Source organism: Geobacter sp. FeAm09 (assembly GCF_008330225.1).
Classification (GTDB): Bacteria; Desulfobacterota; Desulfuromonadia; order Geobacterales; family Pseudopelobacteraceae; genus Oryzomonas.
In genome coordinates, this window is the sequence record NZ_CP042466.1 from 2,132,300 (window position 1) to 2,150,274 (window position 17,975).

22 protein-coding genes are annotated in these 17,975 nt (G+C 61.4%); 8 read left to right on the forward strand and 14 right to left on the reverse strand.

Annotation, left to right across the window (positions count from 1 at the left end; all coding sequences use genetic code 11):
• Position 1: 1 nt before the first annotated feature.
• The 8 genes from FO488_RS10050 to FO488_RS10085 form a co-directional block, all read right to left on the reverse strand.
• Positions 2-382, reverse strand: coding sequence for a hypothetical protein (locus FO488_RS10050; protein WP_149210445.1), 381 nt, complete (start codon positions 380-382; stop codon positions 2-4).
• Complete coding sequence (locus tag FO488_RS10055) at positions 372-1,094, reverse strand: creatininase family protein (protein WP_149210446.1); 723 nt, start codon at positions 1,092-1,094, stop codon at positions 372-374. Before FO488_RS10055 ends, FO488_RS10050 begins: the two co-directional genes overlap by 11 nt.
• The gene (locus FO488_RS10060) at positions 1,091-1,840 is read right to left on the reverse strand and encodes a 7-carboxy-7-deazaguanine synthase QueE (RefSeq protein ID WP_149210447.1); all 750 of its coding nucleotides are present in this window, start codon (positions 1,838-1,840) and stop codon (positions 1,091-1,093) included. The genes FO488_RS10055 and FO488_RS10060 overlap by 4 nt, the downstream gene beginning before the upstream one ends.
• The gene (queD, locus tag FO488_RS10065) at positions 1,833-2,201 is read right to left on the reverse strand and encodes a 6-carboxytetrahydropterin synthase QueD (protein WP_149210448.1); all 369 of its coding nucleotides are present in this window, start codon (positions 2,199-2,201) and stop codon (positions 1,833-1,835) included. The genes FO488_RS10060 and queD overlap by 8 nt, the downstream gene beginning before the upstream one ends.
• Positions 2,202-2,395: 194 nt before the next feature.
• Positions 2,396-3,682, reverse strand: coding sequence for a homocysteine synthase (locus tag FO488_RS10070; protein WP_149210449.1), 1,287 nt, complete (start codon positions 3,680-3,682; stop codon positions 2,396-2,398).
• A 102-nt stretch (positions 3,683-3,784) separates the two neighbouring features.
• Entirely contained in the window at positions 3,785-4,855 is a 1,071-nt protein-coding gene (locus tag FO488_RS10075; RefSeq protein WP_149210450.1) for a diguanylate cyclase, read from the reverse strand.
• Between the two features lie 14 nt (positions 4,856-4,869).
• The gene (locus tag FO488_RS10080) at positions 4,870-5,229 is read right to left on the reverse strand and encodes a hypothetical protein (protein ID WP_149210451.1); all 360 of its coding nucleotides are present in this window, start codon (positions 5,227-5,229) and stop codon (positions 4,870-4,872) included.
• Between the two features lie 23 nt (positions 5,230-5,252).
• A complete protein-coding gene (locus FO488_RS10085) occupies positions 5,253-5,861 on the reverse strand; it encodes an L-threonylcarbamoyladenylate synthase (RefSeq protein WP_149210452.1) in 609 nt (202 codons plus the stop codon).
• Positions 5,862-6,032: 171 nt separating this feature from the next.
• On the opposite strand from FO488_RS10085, the gene FO488_RS19985 reads away from it, so the two are divergent.
• The 7 genes from FO488_RS19985 to FO488_RS10110 are packed head-to-tail and all read left to right on the forward strand — an operon-like array spanning position 6,033 to position 11,542.
• Positions 6,033-6,275, forward strand: a complete 243-nt coding sequence (locus FO488_RS19985; protein ID WP_240731849.1) for a MarR family winged helix-turn-helix transcriptional regulator — start codon at positions 6,033-6,035, stop codon at positions 6,273-6,275.
• An 8-nt stretch (positions 6,276-6,283) separates the two neighbouring features.
• On the forward strand, positions 6,284-6,514 hold the full coding sequence (locus tag FO488_RS20430; protein ID WP_304598735.1) for a MarR family winged helix-turn-helix transcriptional regulator: 231 nt from the start codon (positions 6,284-6,286) through the stop codon (positions 6,512-6,514).
• The gene (locus FO488_RS10095) at positions 6,495-7,769 is read left to right on the forward strand and encodes a TolC family protein (protein ID WP_149210453.1); all 1,275 of its coding nucleotides are present in this window, start codon (positions 6,495-6,497) and stop codon (positions 7,767-7,769) included. The genes FO488_RS20430 and FO488_RS10095 overlap by 20 nt, the downstream gene beginning before the upstream one ends.
• Before the next feature lie 24 nt (positions 7,770-7,793).
• Positions 7,794-8,810, forward strand: a complete 1,017-nt coding sequence (locus FO488_RS10100) for an HlyD family secretion protein (RefSeq protein WP_304598736.1) — start codon at positions 7,794-7,796, stop codon at positions 8,808-8,810.
• On the forward strand, positions 8,807-8,935 hold the full coding sequence (locus FO488_RS20435) for a hypothetical protein (protein ID WP_304598737.1): 129 nt from the start codon (positions 8,807-8,809) through the stop codon (positions 8,933-8,935). Before FO488_RS10100 ends, FO488_RS20435 begins: the two co-directional genes overlap by 4 nt.
• Before the next feature lie 41 nt (positions 8,936-8,976).
• The gene (locus FO488_RS10105) at positions 8,977-10,539 is read left to right on the forward strand and encodes a DHA2 family efflux MFS transporter permease subunit (RefSeq protein ID WP_149210454.1); all 1,563 of its coding nucleotides are present in this window, start codon (positions 8,977-8,979) and stop codon (positions 10,537-10,539) included.
• A gap of 19 nt (positions 10,540-10,558) precedes the next feature.
• Positions 10,559-11,542, forward strand: coding sequence for a methyltransferase (locus FO488_RS10110; RefSeq protein ID WP_149210455.1), 984 nt, complete (start codon positions 10,559-10,561; stop codon positions 11,540-11,542).
• A 127-nt stretch (positions 11,543-11,669) separates the two neighbouring features.
• Here FO488_RS10110 and FO488_RS10115 read toward each other — a convergent pair whose 3' ends face one another.
• Entirely contained in the window at positions 11,670-12,857 is a 1,188-nt protein-coding gene (locus tag FO488_RS10115; RefSeq protein WP_149210456.1) for an iron-containing alcohol dehydrogenase, read from the reverse strand.
• A 230-nt stretch (positions 12,858-13,087) separates the two neighbouring features.
• Here FO488_RS10115 and FO488_RS10120 point away from each other — a divergent pair, with 230 nt between their 5' ends.
• Positions 13,088-14,017, forward strand: coding sequence for an AraC family transcriptional regulator (locus FO488_RS10120; RefSeq protein ID WP_149210457.1), 930 nt, complete (start codon positions 13,088-13,090; stop codon positions 14,015-14,017).
• A gap of 140 nt (positions 14,018-14,157) precedes the next feature.
• Here the strand turns inward: FO488_RS10120 and FO488_RS10125 are convergent, their stop codons facing one another.
• From FO488_RS10125 to mdh, 5 genes are all read right to left on the reverse strand, one after another.
• Entirely contained in the window at positions 14,158-14,700 is a 543-nt protein-coding gene (locus tag FO488_RS10125) for a 2-oxoacid:acceptor oxidoreductase family protein (protein WP_149210458.1), read from the reverse strand.
• Between the two features lie 31 nt (positions 14,701-14,731).
• Entirely contained in the window at positions 14,732-15,547 is an 816-nt protein-coding gene (locus FO488_RS10130) for a 2-oxoacid:ferredoxin oxidoreductase subunit beta (protein WP_149210459.1), read from the reverse strand.
• A gap of 2 nt (positions 15,548-15,549) precedes the next feature.
• The gene (locus FO488_RS10135) at positions 15,550-16,683 is read right to left on the reverse strand and encodes a 2-oxoacid:acceptor oxidoreductase subunit alpha (RefSeq protein WP_149210460.1); all 1,134 of its coding nucleotides are present in this window, start codon (positions 16,681-16,683) and stop codon (positions 15,550-15,552) included.
• A 20-nt stretch (positions 16,684-16,703) separates the two neighbouring features.
• Positions 16,704-16,901 carry a 4Fe-4S binding protein gene (locus FO488_RS10140; RefSeq protein WP_149210461.1) on the reverse strand — a complete coding sequence of 66 codons (198 nt, stop codon included), beginning with the start codon at positions 16,899-16,901 and terminating at the stop codon, positions 16,704-16,706.
• A gap of 119 nt (positions 16,902-17,020) precedes the next feature.
• A complete protein-coding gene (gene mdh, locus FO488_RS10145; RefSeq protein ID WP_149210462.1) occupies positions 17,021-17,974 on the reverse strand; it encodes a malate dehydrogenase in 954 nt (317 codons plus the stop codon).
• Position 17,975 lies beyond the last annotated feature (1 nt).

Consider the following 17,975-nt stretch of genomic DNA (forward strand, 5'->3'; position numbering starts at 1 on the left):
TCTACCGACGGGCCGGCGACTTCAGGCGCTTGACATATTCGCTGCGCATGAAGCGTCCGGGAAAATCGGGACGGGAAAGATAGGGAAGCACATTGGCGTCGAATGCCTCCAGCAGGCCCTGGCGTACGGCCGTCACGTCGCCCTCGGGCACCGCCATCTTTTCCAGGATGCGGCGGAAATGGATCTGCCCCCCCAGGAGCCGGAGCGCGGCCTGATACTCTTCGGGGCCGGAGAAGGGGGTGGCGGAAAGGGGGATCTCGGCGCTGACCTCGATGCGCACATGAAAATAACCGCCGAAATAGTGGCGGGTAACATCCCTGAGCCGGGCCGTTATGCCGCCGCCCAGTTCGTATTCCCTCATGGCCTGTTCGCTATTCATCATGATCCTTTTTCATCTCCCGCACCAGTTCGACCAGCTTTCGCACCAGCAACTCCTCCAACCGGGCCCCCTTTTCCGCCGAGGCCTTGCCCGGGTCGCCCCACACGCCGCCGGGCCAGTAGCGGCGCTTGTCGCGTACCAGGATACCGTTGGGGAAACGGGGAAACTCGCGGGGTGCACGCCCCTTGACCAGATGGGGGTGGGTGTGGAGGATGCGGGAAGTCTCGATTTCACCCGCATGGGAGTCGCCCGGCGTTTCGATGATGTCCCGTCCCTCATTCCCGGCCAGGTCGAACTCGCTCACCACCGCCACCGAGATGTCCTCGAAACGGGCGATCAGCGCCTCGCCCGCATCCTGGAGCGCCATGCGGTGCGCACCGCCGGCATGCCCCGTCAGGGCCACGAAGCGGCGCAGCCCCTGCCCCCGCAATGCCGTGACGATATCCTGAAACAGCGCCCCCAGGGTCTGGGTCGAAATGGAGATGGTGCCGGGATGCCGCGCCGTGGAGCGGCAATTGCCGTAGTGAACCGGAGGGGCCACGAACAGCGGCGTTATCCGGGAGGCCTTCTTGCAGACCTCATAGGCCTCAAGGGTATCGGTGGAGAGCGGGAGATGGCTGCCGTGCTCCTCCACCGAGCCGAAGGGTATCAGCACGGTCCGGGTCAGCGCCAGGCCGGCCTCGAACTCGGTCATGGTCATCTCTTCAATGATCACAGCGCCCCCAGCATCTTGTGCATCTGCGGGATCACCCGCACATCGGGGAGCAGCGCCGCCGCCGTTTCCTGCAAACGCAGGATCTGGGCGGCCGTGACGTCAACCCCGCCGGCGGGATTGGACAGGGGTTGGAGAAACAGGGGGGTCGTGGGTTCCACCGCAGTCATGATGGCGCAGACCCGACCGATTTCGTCCAACGGCGTATCCTGGCCGATGACCACCTTGACCGAGACCTGCCGCTGGACGGCAACCTCCAGGAACCGGCGATGCGCCTCCCAGAGTTCCCGGCCGCAGCCTGCGGTGGAAGGGAGCTTCATATCCATGCTGATGTAGTCGATACTGTCGATGACCCGCCCCAACTCGGCGTGCAGGGTGCCGTTGGTCTCCAGATGGATCGGCAGGATGCGGCGCAGTTCCGGCAGCCACTCCCCCAGGGTTTCGGCCTGGAGCAGCGGTTCCCCGCCGGTGACGCTGATCGAGTGATGGGCGCCCGGCAGACGGTGACACCACTCCCCGACCAGCCTGACGAGTGCGTCCGCGCCAGGCGGTTGGGGAAGCGCGTGCAAGACCCCCGAGCCGGGCGCGGTTTCCACCTGGCAGGAAGCGCCGCTTTCGTACACCGTATCGCAGTAGCGGCAATCCAGGTTGCACTCATCCAGGCGGATGAAGATCTGGCGCCGACCGGCCAGATACCCCTCCCCCTGGATCGAGGAGAATATCTCGCTGACGCGAGCCGGATTACTCATAATAGCAGGCAGAGGCGTTGTCCGACTCCCAGACGGTCACGGAGTCCACGGTGATGACATCGTTGTTGAGACGCTCGGAGAGGCGCTGGTACAGGTAGCGCGAGATATGCTCCGAGGAGGGGGATACGTCGTGAAAGGCCGGGTTTTCGTTGAGGTACTTATGGTCCAGTTCGTTAATGACAACGCCCGCCTCGCGCTTGAGCACCTTGAAGTCGATACCCAGCCCGGCCTTGTCGAGTTCCCTGGCGGTCACGGTCACTTCCACCTTCCAGTTGTGGCCGTGCAGATTCTCGCAGTCCCCCTGGTAGTTGATCAGGTTATGGGCTGCGGCGAAGCTCGTGCGGATCGTGAGTTTATACATGAATCAGACTCCTGAATGCGGGATGGACTGCTTTAAACTTTTATATATTACACAAAAATGATGACGATCACAAGGGAGACCGTCTACAGCCACGGGTTGCGTCCCGCTCCGACCGCCGCGGCCCGATATACCTGCAAAAAGGGCAACCCCGGAGAGTTGCCCTTTTACCGCATTTATCGCCGAACCGGCTCCCGTTACCGCTGGGACGCCTCCAGGGCCTGCTGGATGTCGGCGATGATGTCGTCGATGTTCTCCAGACCGATGGAAAGCCTGATGAAGTCCGCCGTGACGCCGGACGCCGCCTGCTCCTCCTCGGAGAGTTGCTGATGCGTGGTGGAGGCCGGGTGGATGACCAGCGATTTGGCGTCGCCGATATTGGCCAGGTGCGAGAGCAGCTTGACGTTGTCGATGAACTTCTTGCCAGCCTCCAGGCCCCCCTTGATGCCGAAACCGATGATGGCCCCTTCACCTTTGGGCAGGTACTTGCGGGCACGGGCGTGGTCCTTGTGGCTGGCCAGGCCGGGGTAGTTGACCCAGGCGACGAGCGGGCTCTGCTCCAGCCAGACGGCCACGGCGCGGGCGTTTTCCACGTGGCGCGGCATGCGGACGTGGAGCGTTTCGAGCCCCTGCAGGAACTGGAATGCGTTGAAGGGGGAGAGGCAGGCCCCCATGTCGCGCAGCAGCGTAACCCGCATCTTGAGGATATAGGAGAGATTGCCCAGGGCCTCCCAGTATTTCAGGCCATGATAGGAGGGGTCCGGCTCGGTGAATTCCGGGAACCGGCCGCTGTCCCAGGGGAACTTCCCGCCGTCCACCACGGCCCCGCCGATGCTGGTACCGTGACCGCCGATAAACTTGGTAAGGGAGTAGACCACGATGTCGGCCCCATGCTCCAGCGGCTTGAACAGAAGCGGCGTCGTCACCGTATTGTCGACGATGAACGGGATTCCGGCCGCATGGGCGATGGCGCCGATGGCCTCGAAGTCGTCAACGTTGTTCTTGGGGTTGCCCACCGATTCGCTGTAGACCAGGCGGGTGTTTTCGTCGATGGCGCGGCGCACGTTCTCGGGGTCCGAAGAATCCACGAACTTCACCGTGATGCCGAGCTTGGGCAGGGTGTAGTGAAAGAGGTTATAGGTGCCGCCGTACAGATAATTGGTGGAGACGATGTTCTGGCCGGCCTGGGTGATATTGAGCACGGCATAGGTGATGGCGGCCTGGCCCGAGGCGACCGCCAACGCCCCGACGCCGCCTTCCATGGCGGCCAGGCGCTGTTCCAGCACGTCGGTGGTGGGGTTCATCAAACGGGTGTAGATATTGCCGGGCTCCTTCAGGCCGAACAGGTTGGCCGCGTGCTCGGAATTCTTGAAAACATAGGACGAGGTCTGGTAGATGGGGACCGCGCGGGAAAGGGTAGCAGAGTCGGGCGACTGGCCGGCATGGAGCGCTAATGTTTCAATGGCGGGTGTTCTGTTTTCCATGGTTTCCTCCTGGGATGCCGTGATTATGAACAAACGTTACAATTACCTCGCAGGTAAGTCAACTTGATTTGCGCAAAGAAAACCGATCTGTTTTGTGTGCAATTACAAGGGAGCGGGCGTGTGGACAAAAGACCTGATGGTGCCCCTCCCTGCCCGTTTCGCGTCATACATGGCCATATCGGCGGCCCGGATCAGTTCCACCCTGGTCCGGGCGTCCTGTGGGAAGCTGGCCACGCCAAAGCTGGCCGTGAGCCGGACTGGCTGGCCGTCATCGGCATGGAAACCAGCAGCGCGCATGAGATCGAGCAGTTTGGCCGCCATGGCCAACGCCTGCTCCCGGCTGGTATGGGGCAGCACAACGGCGTATTCGTCGCCGCCGAAGCGGGCAGCCATGTCGCTGGAACGGATATTGTCGCCGATCAGCCTGCCGAACTCGCTCAGCATCCGGCTCCCGACCAAATGGCCGTGGGCGTCGTTGACGCTCTTCAGGTGGTCCAGATCGAGAAACACGAGGGACAGGCACGTGCCGTAACGGGAGGCCCGTTCGATCTCGGTGTCGAGAAGCTGTTCGAAATAACGGGAGTTGTACAGTCCGGTCAGGTCGTCGGTGATGACGAGCTCGTTGATCCGGTCGTAGTTGCGGGCGTTTTCCAGGGCTATGGCGGCAAAATCGGCAATGGCCGAGCAGATCGTCACATCGGCGTCGTTGAAGGGAGGTTCGTCATAGCTGTTGCTCAGTTCGACGACCCCGATGATCCGCTCCTTGATCATGAGCGGCACACAGGCAACCGAGCGGACGGCAAAGGGCATACGGGCGTCCATATGGGCGGCAAACCGCCCGTCTTTCTGCACATCCGGCACAAGCAGCGGCCTGCCGTGCAAGGCGACCCAACCGCCGATGCCCTCCCCCGGTTCCAGCCTGGCACCGTTATGATCTTCGGCCAGGGACGGAGCGGCCACCTCAACGACCAGCCCGCCGGAAGACTCGTCCATGAGCAACAGCGCCCAGGCCCTCGGCCCGATCAGGCGATCAGCCTGTTTCAGGATTGCCGCCAGGGCATCGCGAAGCGCAAGGCTTCCGGTCAGGGCCGTGCCGATTTCCACCAACGATGCCAACTCCCCTTCCCCTGTCCGGGAACGGTGCGCCGGGACGGTTGCCTTGCCAAGGACCATGAACCGCACCTCTGTCAGATCGTAATCGTGTCGCCCGGCTGCAGGCGCTCCGGCCGGGGCGGCCCGTTGAAAGATGACGCCAGCAGATAGAAAAAGAGCGCCACCGCAGCCAGGATCATGAAGAAGATCGGCAAAATGCGCACCTGGGCATCACGGGGTTCCGCCGACAGCACCAAGCCGAAGGCGGCCAGGACCACGCCGTAACCGCCGAAGGCCGCGGCCCAGAAGATACCCAAACGGTATAGGCGCATCTCTGCCGTGTCCGACAGGGAAAACAGATCGGCTATGCCCACGTGATAGAAACTGGCCAGAACGATCAGCAGAAGGGCGGCCAGAATAAGGCGCAGGCCGTTTCGAACGGTACGTTTACGCATGAACGGAGTCCCTTTTCAGTTAATCAGACACACCACGACACGTCGCCCACGCCGGCCCTCAGCACCTCGGGGACGGTTCCGGTCAATGCCACCACCGAACTGACATCGGTGGTGAGGAGACCGCCGTCGATGACGAAATCGAGCTGATGGCCGAAGGTGTCTTCAATGATGCGCGGGTCGCCGACCGGGTCCTCACCGGAAAGGTTGGCGCTGGTGGTGATGATCGGGTTTCCCAGCGCCAGCACCAGGTCCAGGCAGATGCGGTTGTCCGGAATCCTGATGCCAGCCGTTTTCTGGCGGGTCAAGAGCAGGTCGGGCACATCGCGGGTGGCTTCCAGCACAAAGGTATAGGGACCGGGGAGGTAACGTTTCAGGATCTTGAAGGCATTATTATCGACCTTGGCATAGTGGGCTACCTCGGACAGGCTTGAGCAGATGAACGAAAACGGTTTGCGCCGCTCGCGCCCCTTCATGAGGTAGATGCGCTCGATCCCCTTTTTGTTGAAGATGGAGCAGCCGATGCCGTAGGTCGTATCGGTGGGATAGGCAATAATACCGCCCTTTTTCAGGCAGTCCACAACACGGGCGACCTGGTGGGGCTGGGGATGTTCGGGGTCCAGGGGCAGCAACATGTCAGTGATGGTTCCCTTAAACCGGCAGCCGTTGCGCCGGGGAATATCATGTCGTTTTGCATGATCTTATATTTATTGCATGATTCCATATAAATTCAAACAATTTCTTACAACATGCCGGTACGCCGTTCATATAGCCGCCCCATTGACAGCATACTGATTATATGTATAATGATGATATATCATCGTTTAATGAAGGATTGCCACGCCATGCACGATGTGGAGAAAAGTATCGGTTTTCTGCTGGCAAAGGCCTACCAACGGGCCTTTGCCCTGTTCAGGGAAGAGTTGGACACGTTCGACCTGACGCCTCCCCAGTACGCTCTTCTGGCCTTTCTCTGGCAACAGGACGGATTGACCCAGGTGGAATTGTCCGAGAAAAGCCAGGTCGATCGTACCACGCTGGGGGGCTGATCGACCGGTTGGAAAAATTCGGCCTGGTGGAGCGGCACCCCCATCCCCACGACCGGCGGGCGTACCAGATCAGGCTCACCCCCCGGGGGAGAGCCCTGGAACCCCAATTGCGGGAATGTTCGAAAAAGGCCCTGGCAAAACTCACCAGCGGCCTGAATAATAAGGAAATTGCCGAACTCGGTCGCATACTGGAGATCCTTCGCGGAGAAACGAGGATATATGAGAAACCTTCTTTTTAGCATCGTCACAAGCGGCATCCTTCTGACCGGCACCGTGTCCTGGGCCGCTCAGCTCACGCTGCAGGAATGCCTGGAGCGGGCCAGACAACACAATCCCACCCTGAAAGCGGCGGCCTGGGCTCCCCGCATAGCCGAACAGGATATTCGTCAGTCAACGGCGGCCAACTATCCCCGCGTTGACGCCCAGGCCGGCTATACCATGCAGCAAGCCGCCCAAGGCGCGAAAATCGCCGGCACGAAAGCCGAGACCCAACAGGCGGACTACGCCACCGCCGGCCTCTCCGCCACCTACACCATCTACGATTTCGGCCGCCGGAACGCCCGGCAGCGGATGACCGCGGTCCTCGCCGACTCCTCCACCCAATCCTTTGAGGCCCGGCGCACGGACGTGGCCTTGCAGGTGATCGAGACCTATTTTTCCATCCTTGAAACCGGCAAGCTGATCTCAGCGGCAGAGGACGAGGTAACCCAGGTGGAAGAACACCGTCGCGTGTCCCAGGCGCTGTTCGAGGAAGGGGTCGTTACGCGCAACGATGTGCTGCAGGCCGAGGTGCGCCTGGCTGCAACCAAGCAAAAGCTTCTGACCATGAAGAACAATAGGGAGAACAACTGGCTGCAGCTCAATTTTCTGACCGGTTCCCAACCCGGGTTTCGCGCGGAACTAGATGAGGGCATCACTCTTCCAAACGGCGCGACGGCATCGGTGAACGAGAGCGACGCACTCTCCCGGCGCCACGATATCCAGGCCCTGCGCCTCGGCGTGGAAGCCGGCGATCTGGAGGTGCGCGAAAGCAAGACCGCCTTCTACCCGGAACTCTACACCCAGGCCGCCCTCAACTACGTGCAAAACGACAAGGCTCTGGAACAGGCCATCATGGCGGCCACCATCGGCATCAAGGTCAACCTGTTCGACGGCTTTGCCTCAACCGCAGCCATCGAAAGGGCCGTGCGCAACCGTTCCAGAAGCCAGGATGCCCTGCGCCAGGCGGAGACCCAGGTGCGCCTGGAGATCGACACCTCCCGCAACGATGTCAACGTGGCCAGGGAACGGATCGGCGTGGCCCAGACCGCCATCCGCCAGAGCGAGGAGAACCTGCGCATCAACCGGGAGCGGTACCGGGAACGGGTCGGCACGGCAACGGAGGTGCTGGACGCCCAGACCCTGGTCACCCAGGCCAAGACCGACTACTACAGTGCACTGTACGACTACCAGGTTTCCCAGGCCCGCTTGAAGCGCGCCGCCGGGGAACTGTAACCAATCACGCCAGCGGAGGAAGTAATGGCAGACGATACGAACGCAGCACCGACAGAAGAAACCGCGACCAGGGCCACCCCGTCCCCGTCCGGCACGGCGGCACCGGAGCCGGAGGGGGGCAGACAGGGCGCCACCAAGCGCCGCAAGGCGTTTATCATCCTCCTGATCATCTTCATCGCCGGAGGATGGTTCGGGTTCAAATGGCTGGTCAAGAGCAAGACCCACATCGAGACCGACAACGCATTCATCGAGGCCCGCATCGTGCCGGTTTCCGCCAAGGTGTCCGGCACCGTGGCCCGCGTGCTGGTGAACGACAACCAGTTGGTCAAGCAGGGGGACCTGCTGGTGGAACTCGACGACCGCGACTACCGGGTGAAGGTCGCCCAGACCGAGGCGGGGGTCGGCATGGCGAAAAACGAAACCGGCGGGGAATACCAGAAGGTGGAGGGGGCACGGGCGAACCTCCAGGCGGCACGGGCCACTTATGATCAGGCGGTCCTGGACGCAAACCGCGGCGAGGCGCTCTTCAGCCGCGAAGTGATCCCCCGGGAACAGCTCGACCGCCTCAGAACCGCCAAGCGGGTCGCCGACTCACGACTGAAGGAGGCTGCCGAGGCCCTCAAACGCGCCCAGGCCGAGGCGGGGCTGTCCAACCGGGACGGCAACAAGGCGCGGATAGCCCAACGCAAGGCGCAAATGGATGAGGCAAAACTTCAGCTCTCCTATACCAAGGTCTTTGCACCCCGGGATGGCTACATAACGCGCAAGTCCATCGAGCCGGGCACCAACATCCAGGCGGGGCAGTCGCTGATGGCGCTCGTGCCGTTGCAGGACGCCTGGATTACGGCCAACTACAAGGAAAGCCAGTTGACCTATATCAAACCCGGCCAGAAGGTGGAGTTCACGGTGGACACCTATCCGGGACGGACCTTCAGCGGCAGCGTGGACAGCATCATGGCCGGCACCGGTGCGGCGTTTTCCCTGCTCCCCCGGAGAACGCCACCGGCAACTACGTCAAGGTCGTCCAGCGGGTTCCGGTGAAGATTACCATCGACAACAGCTCGGACCCGGAACACCTGCTGCGGGTGGGCATGAGCGTCATCCCCACGGTACTGGTGGGACGGAGCACCGCCGACATCCTCAAGGATCTGAATCCGTTTAATTAGAATTGCAGGGACGATCCGCGATCGTTCTGCCCCAAGGCGCCATGTCCACATCCGAAGACAAAAACATCAATAAGTGGCTGATCACCATCACGGTGATGCTCCCCACCATCATGGAGATCATCGACACCTCGGTGGCCAACGTGGCCCTGCCCCACATGCAGGGGAGCCTCAACGCCGGCACCGACGAGGTCACCTGGGTGCTGACCTCCTATCTGGTCAGCAACGCCGTGGTGCTCCCCATGACCGGCTGGCTGGCGCGGGTCTTCGGGCGAAAGCGTTTTCTGATGACCTGCATCGCCCTGTTCACCCTGGCCTCCCTCCTGTGCGGCTCGGCCCCCAACCTGGCCTCGCTGATCTTCTTCCGGGTACTTCAGGGCGCCGCCGGAGGCGCACTGATTCCCATCAGCCAGGCCATCATGATGGAGACCTTCCCGCCGCACCAGCGGGGCATGGCCATGGCCATCTTCGGCATCGGGGCCATGACCGGACCGATCGTCGGCCCGGCGCTGGGAGGCTGGATCACCGACAACCTCAACTGGCGCTGGATCTTCTACATCAATCTGCCGGTGGGCATCATCGCCTTCATCATGTGCGCCTTCTTCATCTTCGACCCCGCCTATCTCAAGCGCGGCAGGGAACGGATTTCCATCGACTACTGGGGGCTGTTCCTGCTCACCGTCAGCATGGGGTCGCTCCAGGTGGTACTGGACAAGGGGCAGCAGGATGACTGGTTCAGCTCGCGGTTCATCATCACCTTCAGCGTGATCACCGTCATCTCGCTCATAGCGCTGGTCTGGGTGGAACTGACCCACGAGCACCCCATCATCAACCTGCGCCTGTTCAAGAACGTCTCTTTTTCGGCCGGCAACTTCATCATGTTCGTGGTCGGCTTCTGCCTGTACAGCTCCATCATGCTGATCCCGCTCTTCCTGCAGACCCTCATGGGGTATTCGGCCACCGACGCCGGCATGGTCATGGCCCCCGGCGGTGTGGCCACCCTCCTGACCATGCCCTTTGTGGGCGCAGCCATGGCCAAGCGCGACGGCCGCAAGATCGTCTTCTTCGGCCTGCTCATCGGCGCCGCCTCCATGTTCATCATGCAGGGGCTCAACCTGCAAGGGGCATTCTGGAACTATACCTGGCCGCGCATCGTTTTGGGTTTCGGCCTGGCCATGATCTTCGTGCCCCTGACCACCGTTACCCTGGCCACCATCCCCAAGCCTGAGATGGGCAACGCCACCGGCATGTTCAATCTGTTGCGCAACATCGGCGGCAGCGTCGGCATCGCCATGGCCACCACCCTCCTGGCGCGCCTGGAACAGTTCTACCAGAATAGCCTGGTCGCCCATATATCTCCCTACAACCCGGCCTGGCAGATGCGTTTCGAGGGGCTGAAGCACGCCCTGGCGGCCAAGGGCATCGTCGGGAGCCAGGCCGACAAGACCGCCCTGGGCATGATGTACGGGGCCTTGCGCCGGCAGGCCGGCGCCCTGGCCTTCAACCGCATTTTCTTCATTATCGGCCTGACCTTTCTGGCCATCATCCCCCTGCTGTTCCTCCTGAAACGGACCTCACACCAGGAGGGGGGCGGCATGGGGCATTAATCAGCGAAAGGAGCATCGCATGGACCTGCCGGAACTGCTGCAACTCTCGGGAAGCTACTGGAGCACCTGCACGCTGCACGCCGGTGTCAAGCTCGCTGTCTTCACCCCCCTGGCCGACCGGCCTCTGACCGTATCCCAACTGGCGGGGCTCATTACCGCCGACGAACGCGGCCTGGCAATGCTGCTGAATGCGCTGACCGCCATGGACCTGCTCGCCAAGGAAGCGGACACGTTTTGCGCCACTCCCTTCAGCGCCCGCTATCTCTCCGCAACATCCGACGCCTACATGGGGCACATCATCATGCATCATCACCACCTGATGGAAGGGTGGAGCCGCCTGGACGAGGCGGTAAAAAGCGGTGCCCCGGTCCGCAGGCGTTCGTCCCACGAGGCGGGAGCCGCAGAGCGGGAAAGCTTTTTGCTGGGCATGTTCAACCTCGCCTCCCTGCTGGCCCCCAAGGTAGCGGCGCAGATCGACCTGGGCGGCCGCCGCAGGCTGCTCGACCTGGCGGGCGGGCCGGGCACCTACGCCATCCATTTCTGCAAGCAGAATCCCGACCTGACCGCGGTCATCTACGACCTCCCCACCACCCGCCCCTTTGCCGAGCAGACCGTAGACCGTTTCGGTCTTTCCGGCCGCATCACCTTCAGCGCGGGGGATATCGTAAGCGACGCCATCGGCACCGGCTATGACGTGGTCTGGGTCTCCCACCTGCTGCACAGCGAAGGGCCGGCAGCCAGCGCGGCGATCGTGGCCAAGGCTGCGGCCGCCCTGAATGACGGTGGCCTGTTGCTGATCCAGGAGTTCATCCTTGACGACAGCCGGGCCGCCCCGCTCCACCCTGCCCTGTTCTCGCTCAACATGCTGGTGGGGACGCCTGAGGGACAGTCCTACGCCCAGGGGGAACTGCAGGAGATGATGAAGGCCGCAGGCCTCAGGGAGACGCGGCGCCTGGAGATCGACCTGCCCAACGGCGCGGGGATCATGGCGGGGATACGGTAGGCCAGCACCAGGACAGACCGGGGACCATGTCCCCTTCGTATGAACCACAAAAACAGCCTCCCGGTTTCCGGGGGGCTGTTTTTGTGGTTACACCGTGCCATCGCTGTCTGGCGGAATCTCGAAGTCGTTACAGCACCGAACGCAGAAGTCCGGTAATCTCCGCTTCTTCCATGGGGGGGCAACCGGGGAGCCGTCCCTGGTCGTCGTGTACGATGGCAAGGGTATCCCGGGCATACTGCGGGAGCAACGAATCGCCGATACCCACCTGCGACAGCCGCAACGGGCAACCGATGGAAGCGAGGAATGCCTCGAAGCGCTCAATGCCTTCGATGGCGCAGCCGAACTCGTCCCCCGGCCTGGCCGGCACCCCGAAGATGCGCTGGGCAAACTGGGCGAAGCGTGCCGGACGGGCCTTGGCGGCACAACGCATCCAGGCGGGGTTGACCACGGCCAGCCCCGCCCCGTGGGCGATATCGTGGAGAGCGGACAGCGTGTGTTCGATCATGTGCACCGGAAAGGCCGCATTGGTGCCGATTTGTACCCAGCCGTTGAGGGCCACGATCGACGCCCATTGCAACTGGGCGCGAGCCTCCAGGTCGCTCCCGTCGGCCACCGCCTTTTTACCCCACTCCATAGCCGTGAGAATGACCCCTTCGGCAAAGCGGTCCTGCAGGGGCGTTCCCTCCACGCCGTTGAAGTACCCTTCGGTCACATGGGTGATAATGTCGCAGACGCCGTAGGCGGTATGGTCCGCCGGAACCGTCAGGGTCAACTCCGGGTCCACCAGGGCGACCCGGGGGTAGAGGCAGACGGCCTGTATGAACGATTTCACCTTTGTCGTTTCGTTGCTGATGACCGCTCCGCAGTTCATCTCCGATCCGGTGGCAGCCAGCGTCGGCACGGTAATAACCGGGAGGGCCGAGGCCGGTACATGCACTTTTTCCTGTCCATGGAGGAACATGTCCCACGGGTCACCTTCATAGAGGGCAGCCGCCGCAATCACCTTGGAGGCGTCCATGGTGCTGCCGCCCCCAAGGGCGATGACCACATCGCACTTTTCGCTTCTGGCGAGCCCGGCGCCACGGACGACCGACGAGATCCTGGGGTTGGGCTCGATACCGGAGCACTCAACCACCGAGACACCGGCAAGCTCCAGGCTGGAAACGGCGCGGTCAAAGACGCCGCTGCGCTTGACGCTGCCGCCGCCGGTTACCAGCAGGGCGCGTTTACCGTGTGCGCTTGCCACCTCACCCAGACGAGAGAGTGCACCGGCGGCAAAGATCAGACGGGTTGGATTCTGGAATTCGAATTTCATAGTAATCTCCTTGGAGGTATGTTCTTGGCAACCATCTTTTCCGTATGGTTCGCCCTGGTCCGGATACTACTCCCGGACGGGCGAATGCTGTAGACCATTCCTCTCGATTTATTGCCTAATCCTGAAAAACGCCATAGAAACATTTGTAATGCCGGTGGGGAATTGCTAGAATTTCCTCAGGATTATTGTTGAATAACCATCAAAGAAACAAACGAGTGGAGGCGACATTCATGAACGGGAGCATAGAAGCGGCGCTCGAAGGCCTGGCAGAGGGCATTGCCCGATGGACCGACCAAAACACCCTGCTTGAAACGGCAATCCCGGGCCTGATGCTTTACCGGCACGATAAACCGACCCCGCCGCAGAACGCGCTGTACGAGCCGAGCATTTGCCTGGTTGCCCAAGGTGCCAAGCGCGTGTTGTTCGGCGATGACGCCTATGTATATGACGCCCACCACTATCTGGTTACGTCCATACATCTGCCCACCATGGTACACATTGTCGAAGCGAGTGAGGAGCGGCCTTGCCGGGGACTGGTATTGAAGCTTGATCTGCGCGAGATCTCGCAACTGATGGTTGATAGCCATCTCCCCCCGCCACGTGCGCAGCAATCGGGCCGTGGCATGCTGCTCGGCGAAATGACGTTGCCGTTGGTCAACGCCTTTCAGCGGTTGATCGATCTGCTTGCGGAAGAGAAGGATATACCGATCCTTGCGCGGGTTATCCAGCGGGAAATCACCTATCGATTGCTTGTGGGGGACCAGGGCGCGCATCTGCGCCAGATAGCATCGGTGGGGAGCCAGAGCCACCAGATCGCGCGGGCGGTCGATTGGCTGAAGAACCACTTCACCCAGCCGCTGCGTATCGATGACCTGGCCGAGCAGGCCAGCATGAGCAGCGCAACGTTTCATCATCACTTCCGCTCGATGACCGCCCTCAGTCCCTTGCAGTTCCAGAAGCAGTTGCGTCTCCAGGAAGCCCGGCGTTTAATGCTGGCAGAACGAATGGATGCCGCAACCGCTGCATTTCAGGTGGGGTACGAGAGCCCTTCCCAGTTCAGCCGAGAATACAACCGTCTGTTTGGGGCACCGCCACTGCGGGACATCGCGAACTTGCGCCAAGCAATTCTCGGTGAGAGTGCCCAGAACCGGCATGCATAGATAAACGCCGCTGTTTTTGATGGAAATTGGTGGCAGGTTTGTCGGGAATACGCCGTACCGTGCTGTTTTTCATATAAAAAAAGGGTGGCCTCCCGAAATATGAGAGGCCACCCTTTTTTGTCGTGAGGGCCGTACCGGATTTAGCTGGCGGCCAGGGCCTTTTCGTAGCCCATGCTGAAGGCCTTCTTGTTCAGTTCCAGGAACGCCTCGGGAACGCTGGAGAGTACGGCCTTCTCCGCGTTCTCCCGGCTGACCTGGCCGGTCAGGGCGACCATGGCGCCCAGGGCCACGATGTTGGCGACGATCTCGCGCCCCACCTCATTCTTGGCGGTGTTGATGATCGGAAAGGCCACGGTCTTGAAATTGCCCTGGGGCAGCGTCGTGACCAGGTCGGAGTCGACCAGCAGGACGCCACCTTCCTTGAGGTCATGGGAGTACTTGTTGCAAGCTTCCTGGGTCATGGCCAGGAGCGCGTCGCACTCGGTAACCTTGGGGTAGTCGATCGGACCGTCGGAGATGATGACCTCCGACTTGGATGCGCCGCCGCGGGCCTCGGGGCCGTAGCTCTGGGACTGGACGGCCTGCTTCCCTTCGTAGATGGAGGCGGCCTTTGCCATAATGATCCCGGCGGTGATCAGACCCTGTCCGCCTGCGCCGGAAAACCTGAGTTCATATCTGGACATTCTCTATCGCTCCTTTTCCTGTAATGAATGATTACTTGGCCTGGGCGCGCTCGATCACCTTGGCATACTCGGCGGTGTATTCCGGCTTTTCTTCCTTGTAGAGGACACCGGTAAGGACCTTGCCCTGCAACTGCTCGGCGGTCATCTTTTCGGCGGCCTTGACCGGAACCGAGATCTCCTTGAGGTGGTTCATCATCTCGATGACCGATTTGAACTTGTTGCGCCGACCGTAGGTGGTCGGGCAGTCGTCCAGGATCTCCACCACGGAGAAGCCCTTGTGCTGGATGGCCTCGGCGATCAGTTTGTCGATCTGCGTAGCGTGGTAGGCGGTGCCGCGGGCCACGAAGGTGGCGCCGGCGCCGATGGCCAGCTTGGCGATGTCGAAGGGAGGATCGGGGTTGCCGTAGGGGGTCGTGGAGGCCTTGGCGCCGGTCGGCGTGGCGGGAGAGAACTGGCCGCCGGTCATGCCGTAGATCTTGTTGTTGAGGATGATATAGGTCATGTCGATGTTACGACGGCAGGCATGGATGAAGTGGTTGCCGCCGATGGCGGTGCCGTCGCCGTCGCCGCCCACCAGGATCACGTTCATCTCGGGTTTGGCCAGCTTGACGCCGGTGGCGAAAGCCGCGGCGCGGCCGTGGGCGGTATGCAGGGTGCAGCAGTCCATATAGCCGGGCAGACGGGAAGCACAGCCGATGCCGGAAACGATGGCGGTGTTCTTGGTATCCATCTTCAGCGCATCAATCGCCCGGATGAGCCCCTTCATGACGATGCCGTGGCCGCAGCCGGGGCACCAGATATGGGGCAGTTTGCCGGGGCGAATATACTTTTCGTAATCAAAAGCCATGGTTATTTAACCTCCTTGATCTTCGCGACAATCTGATCGGGATTGATCGGCTCACCGTCAACGCGGAAGATGCCGAGGACCGGGATCTTCCCCTGGGTGCACCGCTCGACTTCGCCGGTGCACATGCCCAGGTTCATCTCCGGGGTTACGAAACCCTTGACCTTGCCGGCCAGGGCCTTGAGCTGCTTCTCCGGAAACGGCCAGAAGGTCTTGATGCGGAACATGCCGGCCTTGATGCCCTGTTCGCGGGCGCTATTCACGGCGTAGCGGGCGGAACGGGAGGTGGAGCCGTAGGCGATGACCGCAACCTCGGCGTCATCCAGCAGGTATTCCTCGAAGGTGACGATATCGTCCACGTTGGCGTTGACCTTACGGACCTGGCGCTCCTCTTCGGCCTGGACGATCTCGGCCTTGGTGGTGGGGAAGCCGTCCTGCATCTTGTTGAGGCCGGTGACATGGAACTTGTAGCCGGTGCCGTATGCGGCCAGGGGCGGCACGTCGCCGAAGCTTACGTCATAAGGTTTGTACTGCTCGGGCGGCACGGTCGGGGTCTTGCGGGGCACAACCTCGATCTCGCCCGGCTCGGGGAAGACGATGCGCTCGCGCATGTGGGCCACGATCTCGTCCGGCATGACCATGACCGGGGTGCGATACTTTTCGGAGAGATTGAAGGCGCGGATGATCTCTTCGTAGGTCTCCTGCACCGAAGCCGGCACCAGGCAGATGGCCGGATGATCGCCGTGGGTGCCCCACTTGGCGGCCATCACGTCCGACTGGCTCGGTCCGGTGGGCATACCGGTGGAAGGGCCGCCGCGCATGACGTTGTAGATGACGCAGGGGATCTCGGCTATACATCCGTAACCGATCAGTTCCTGCTTGAGGGAAAGGCCGGGGCCGGAGGTGGAGGTCAGAACCTTGGAGCCGGCCAGGGAGGCGCCAAGAATGGCAGCCATGGCGCCGATCTCGTCCTCCATCTGGATGAACTTGCCGCCCAGCTTGGGCAGTTCGACGGAACAGACTTCCGCGACCTCTGTCGAGGGTGTGATCGGGTATCCGGCGAAAAAGTTGCAGCCGGCGTAGATGGCGCCATGGGCTGCGGCCTCGTTACCCTGAAGAAACGCTACTTTTTTTGCCACTGTTCATTCCTCCCGTAAAATTAGTCGGTTATCACCTTTATTGCGAAATCGGGGCACCTCAGTTCGCACTGCATGCACTTGATGCAGGCCTCAAGGTTCTTGACGGAGGCGACAAAGCCCTTCATCTCAAGAACCTTGGTGGGGCAGAATTCCACACAGATGTGGCACCCCTTGCAGTACTTTTCGATAATCTCGATCTTTGGCAGTGTTTTTTCCATCTGGAAAGACTCCTTTATTCCGTAGTAAATAGTGTGAAATATCAGGCCAAATGTGGCAAAAGAAGGGCGAAAGCCCTTCTTTTGCGTTTCCAAACAAGAGCCTGACTCGTTTCCGGGGACTATTTAAGGCTATCGACCAGGCCTTTGACCGCAGCGACAGACTTGTCCATCATTGCCTGCTCCTCGGCATCAAGGGCGAACTCCAGGATATTCTCCACCCCGTTGGAACCGAGGACCGCCGGTACGCCGACGTAGTAGCCGTTGACGCCGTATTCGCCCTGCAGGAAGCAGCAGGTGGGCAGCACGCGCTTCTGGTCCTTGAGGATCGATTCGGCCATGGCGATGGCCGAGGAGGCGGGGGAGTAGAAAGCGGAACCGGTCTTGAGCAGGGCCACGACTTCGCCGCCGGCGCCGCGGGTGCGCTTCACCATGGCTTCCATGACTTCCTTGGCCTTGGCTTTGTCCTTGTATTTGCGCTCCAGGAGTTCCAGGACCGGGATGCCCTTGACGCTGGCGTACCGGACCAGCGGCACCATGTCGTCGCCGTGGCCACCCAGGGTCATGGCGGTGACGTCCTTCACGGATACGCCCAGCTCCCAGGCGATGAAGGCTTCGAAACGGGCGGAGTCGAGCACGCCGGCCTGGCCGATGACGCGGTTGTAGGGGAAGCCGGTGATGCGCTGCAGCAGGGTCACCATGGCGTCCAGCGGGTTGGAGATGACGATCACGAAAGAGTTGGGGGCGTACTGCTTGATCCCCTCGCCAACGCTGGCGATGATCTTGGAGTTGACCTCGATCAGGTCGTCACGGCTCATGCCCGGCTTGCGGGGGAGGCCCGCGGTGACGATGACCACATCTGATCCGGCGATATCCTTGTAGTCGTTGGTGCCTTTCAGCTCCACATCGAAACCGTCAACCGGAGAAGCCTCGGCGATATCGAGGCACTTGCCCTGGGGCAGCCCCTCCACGATATCGAACAGGACCACGTCGCCCAGCTCACGCAGAGCCGCCAGTTGAGCAAGAACGCCACCAATCTGTCCGCCACCAATAAGAGCAATCTTTTTCCGTGCCATA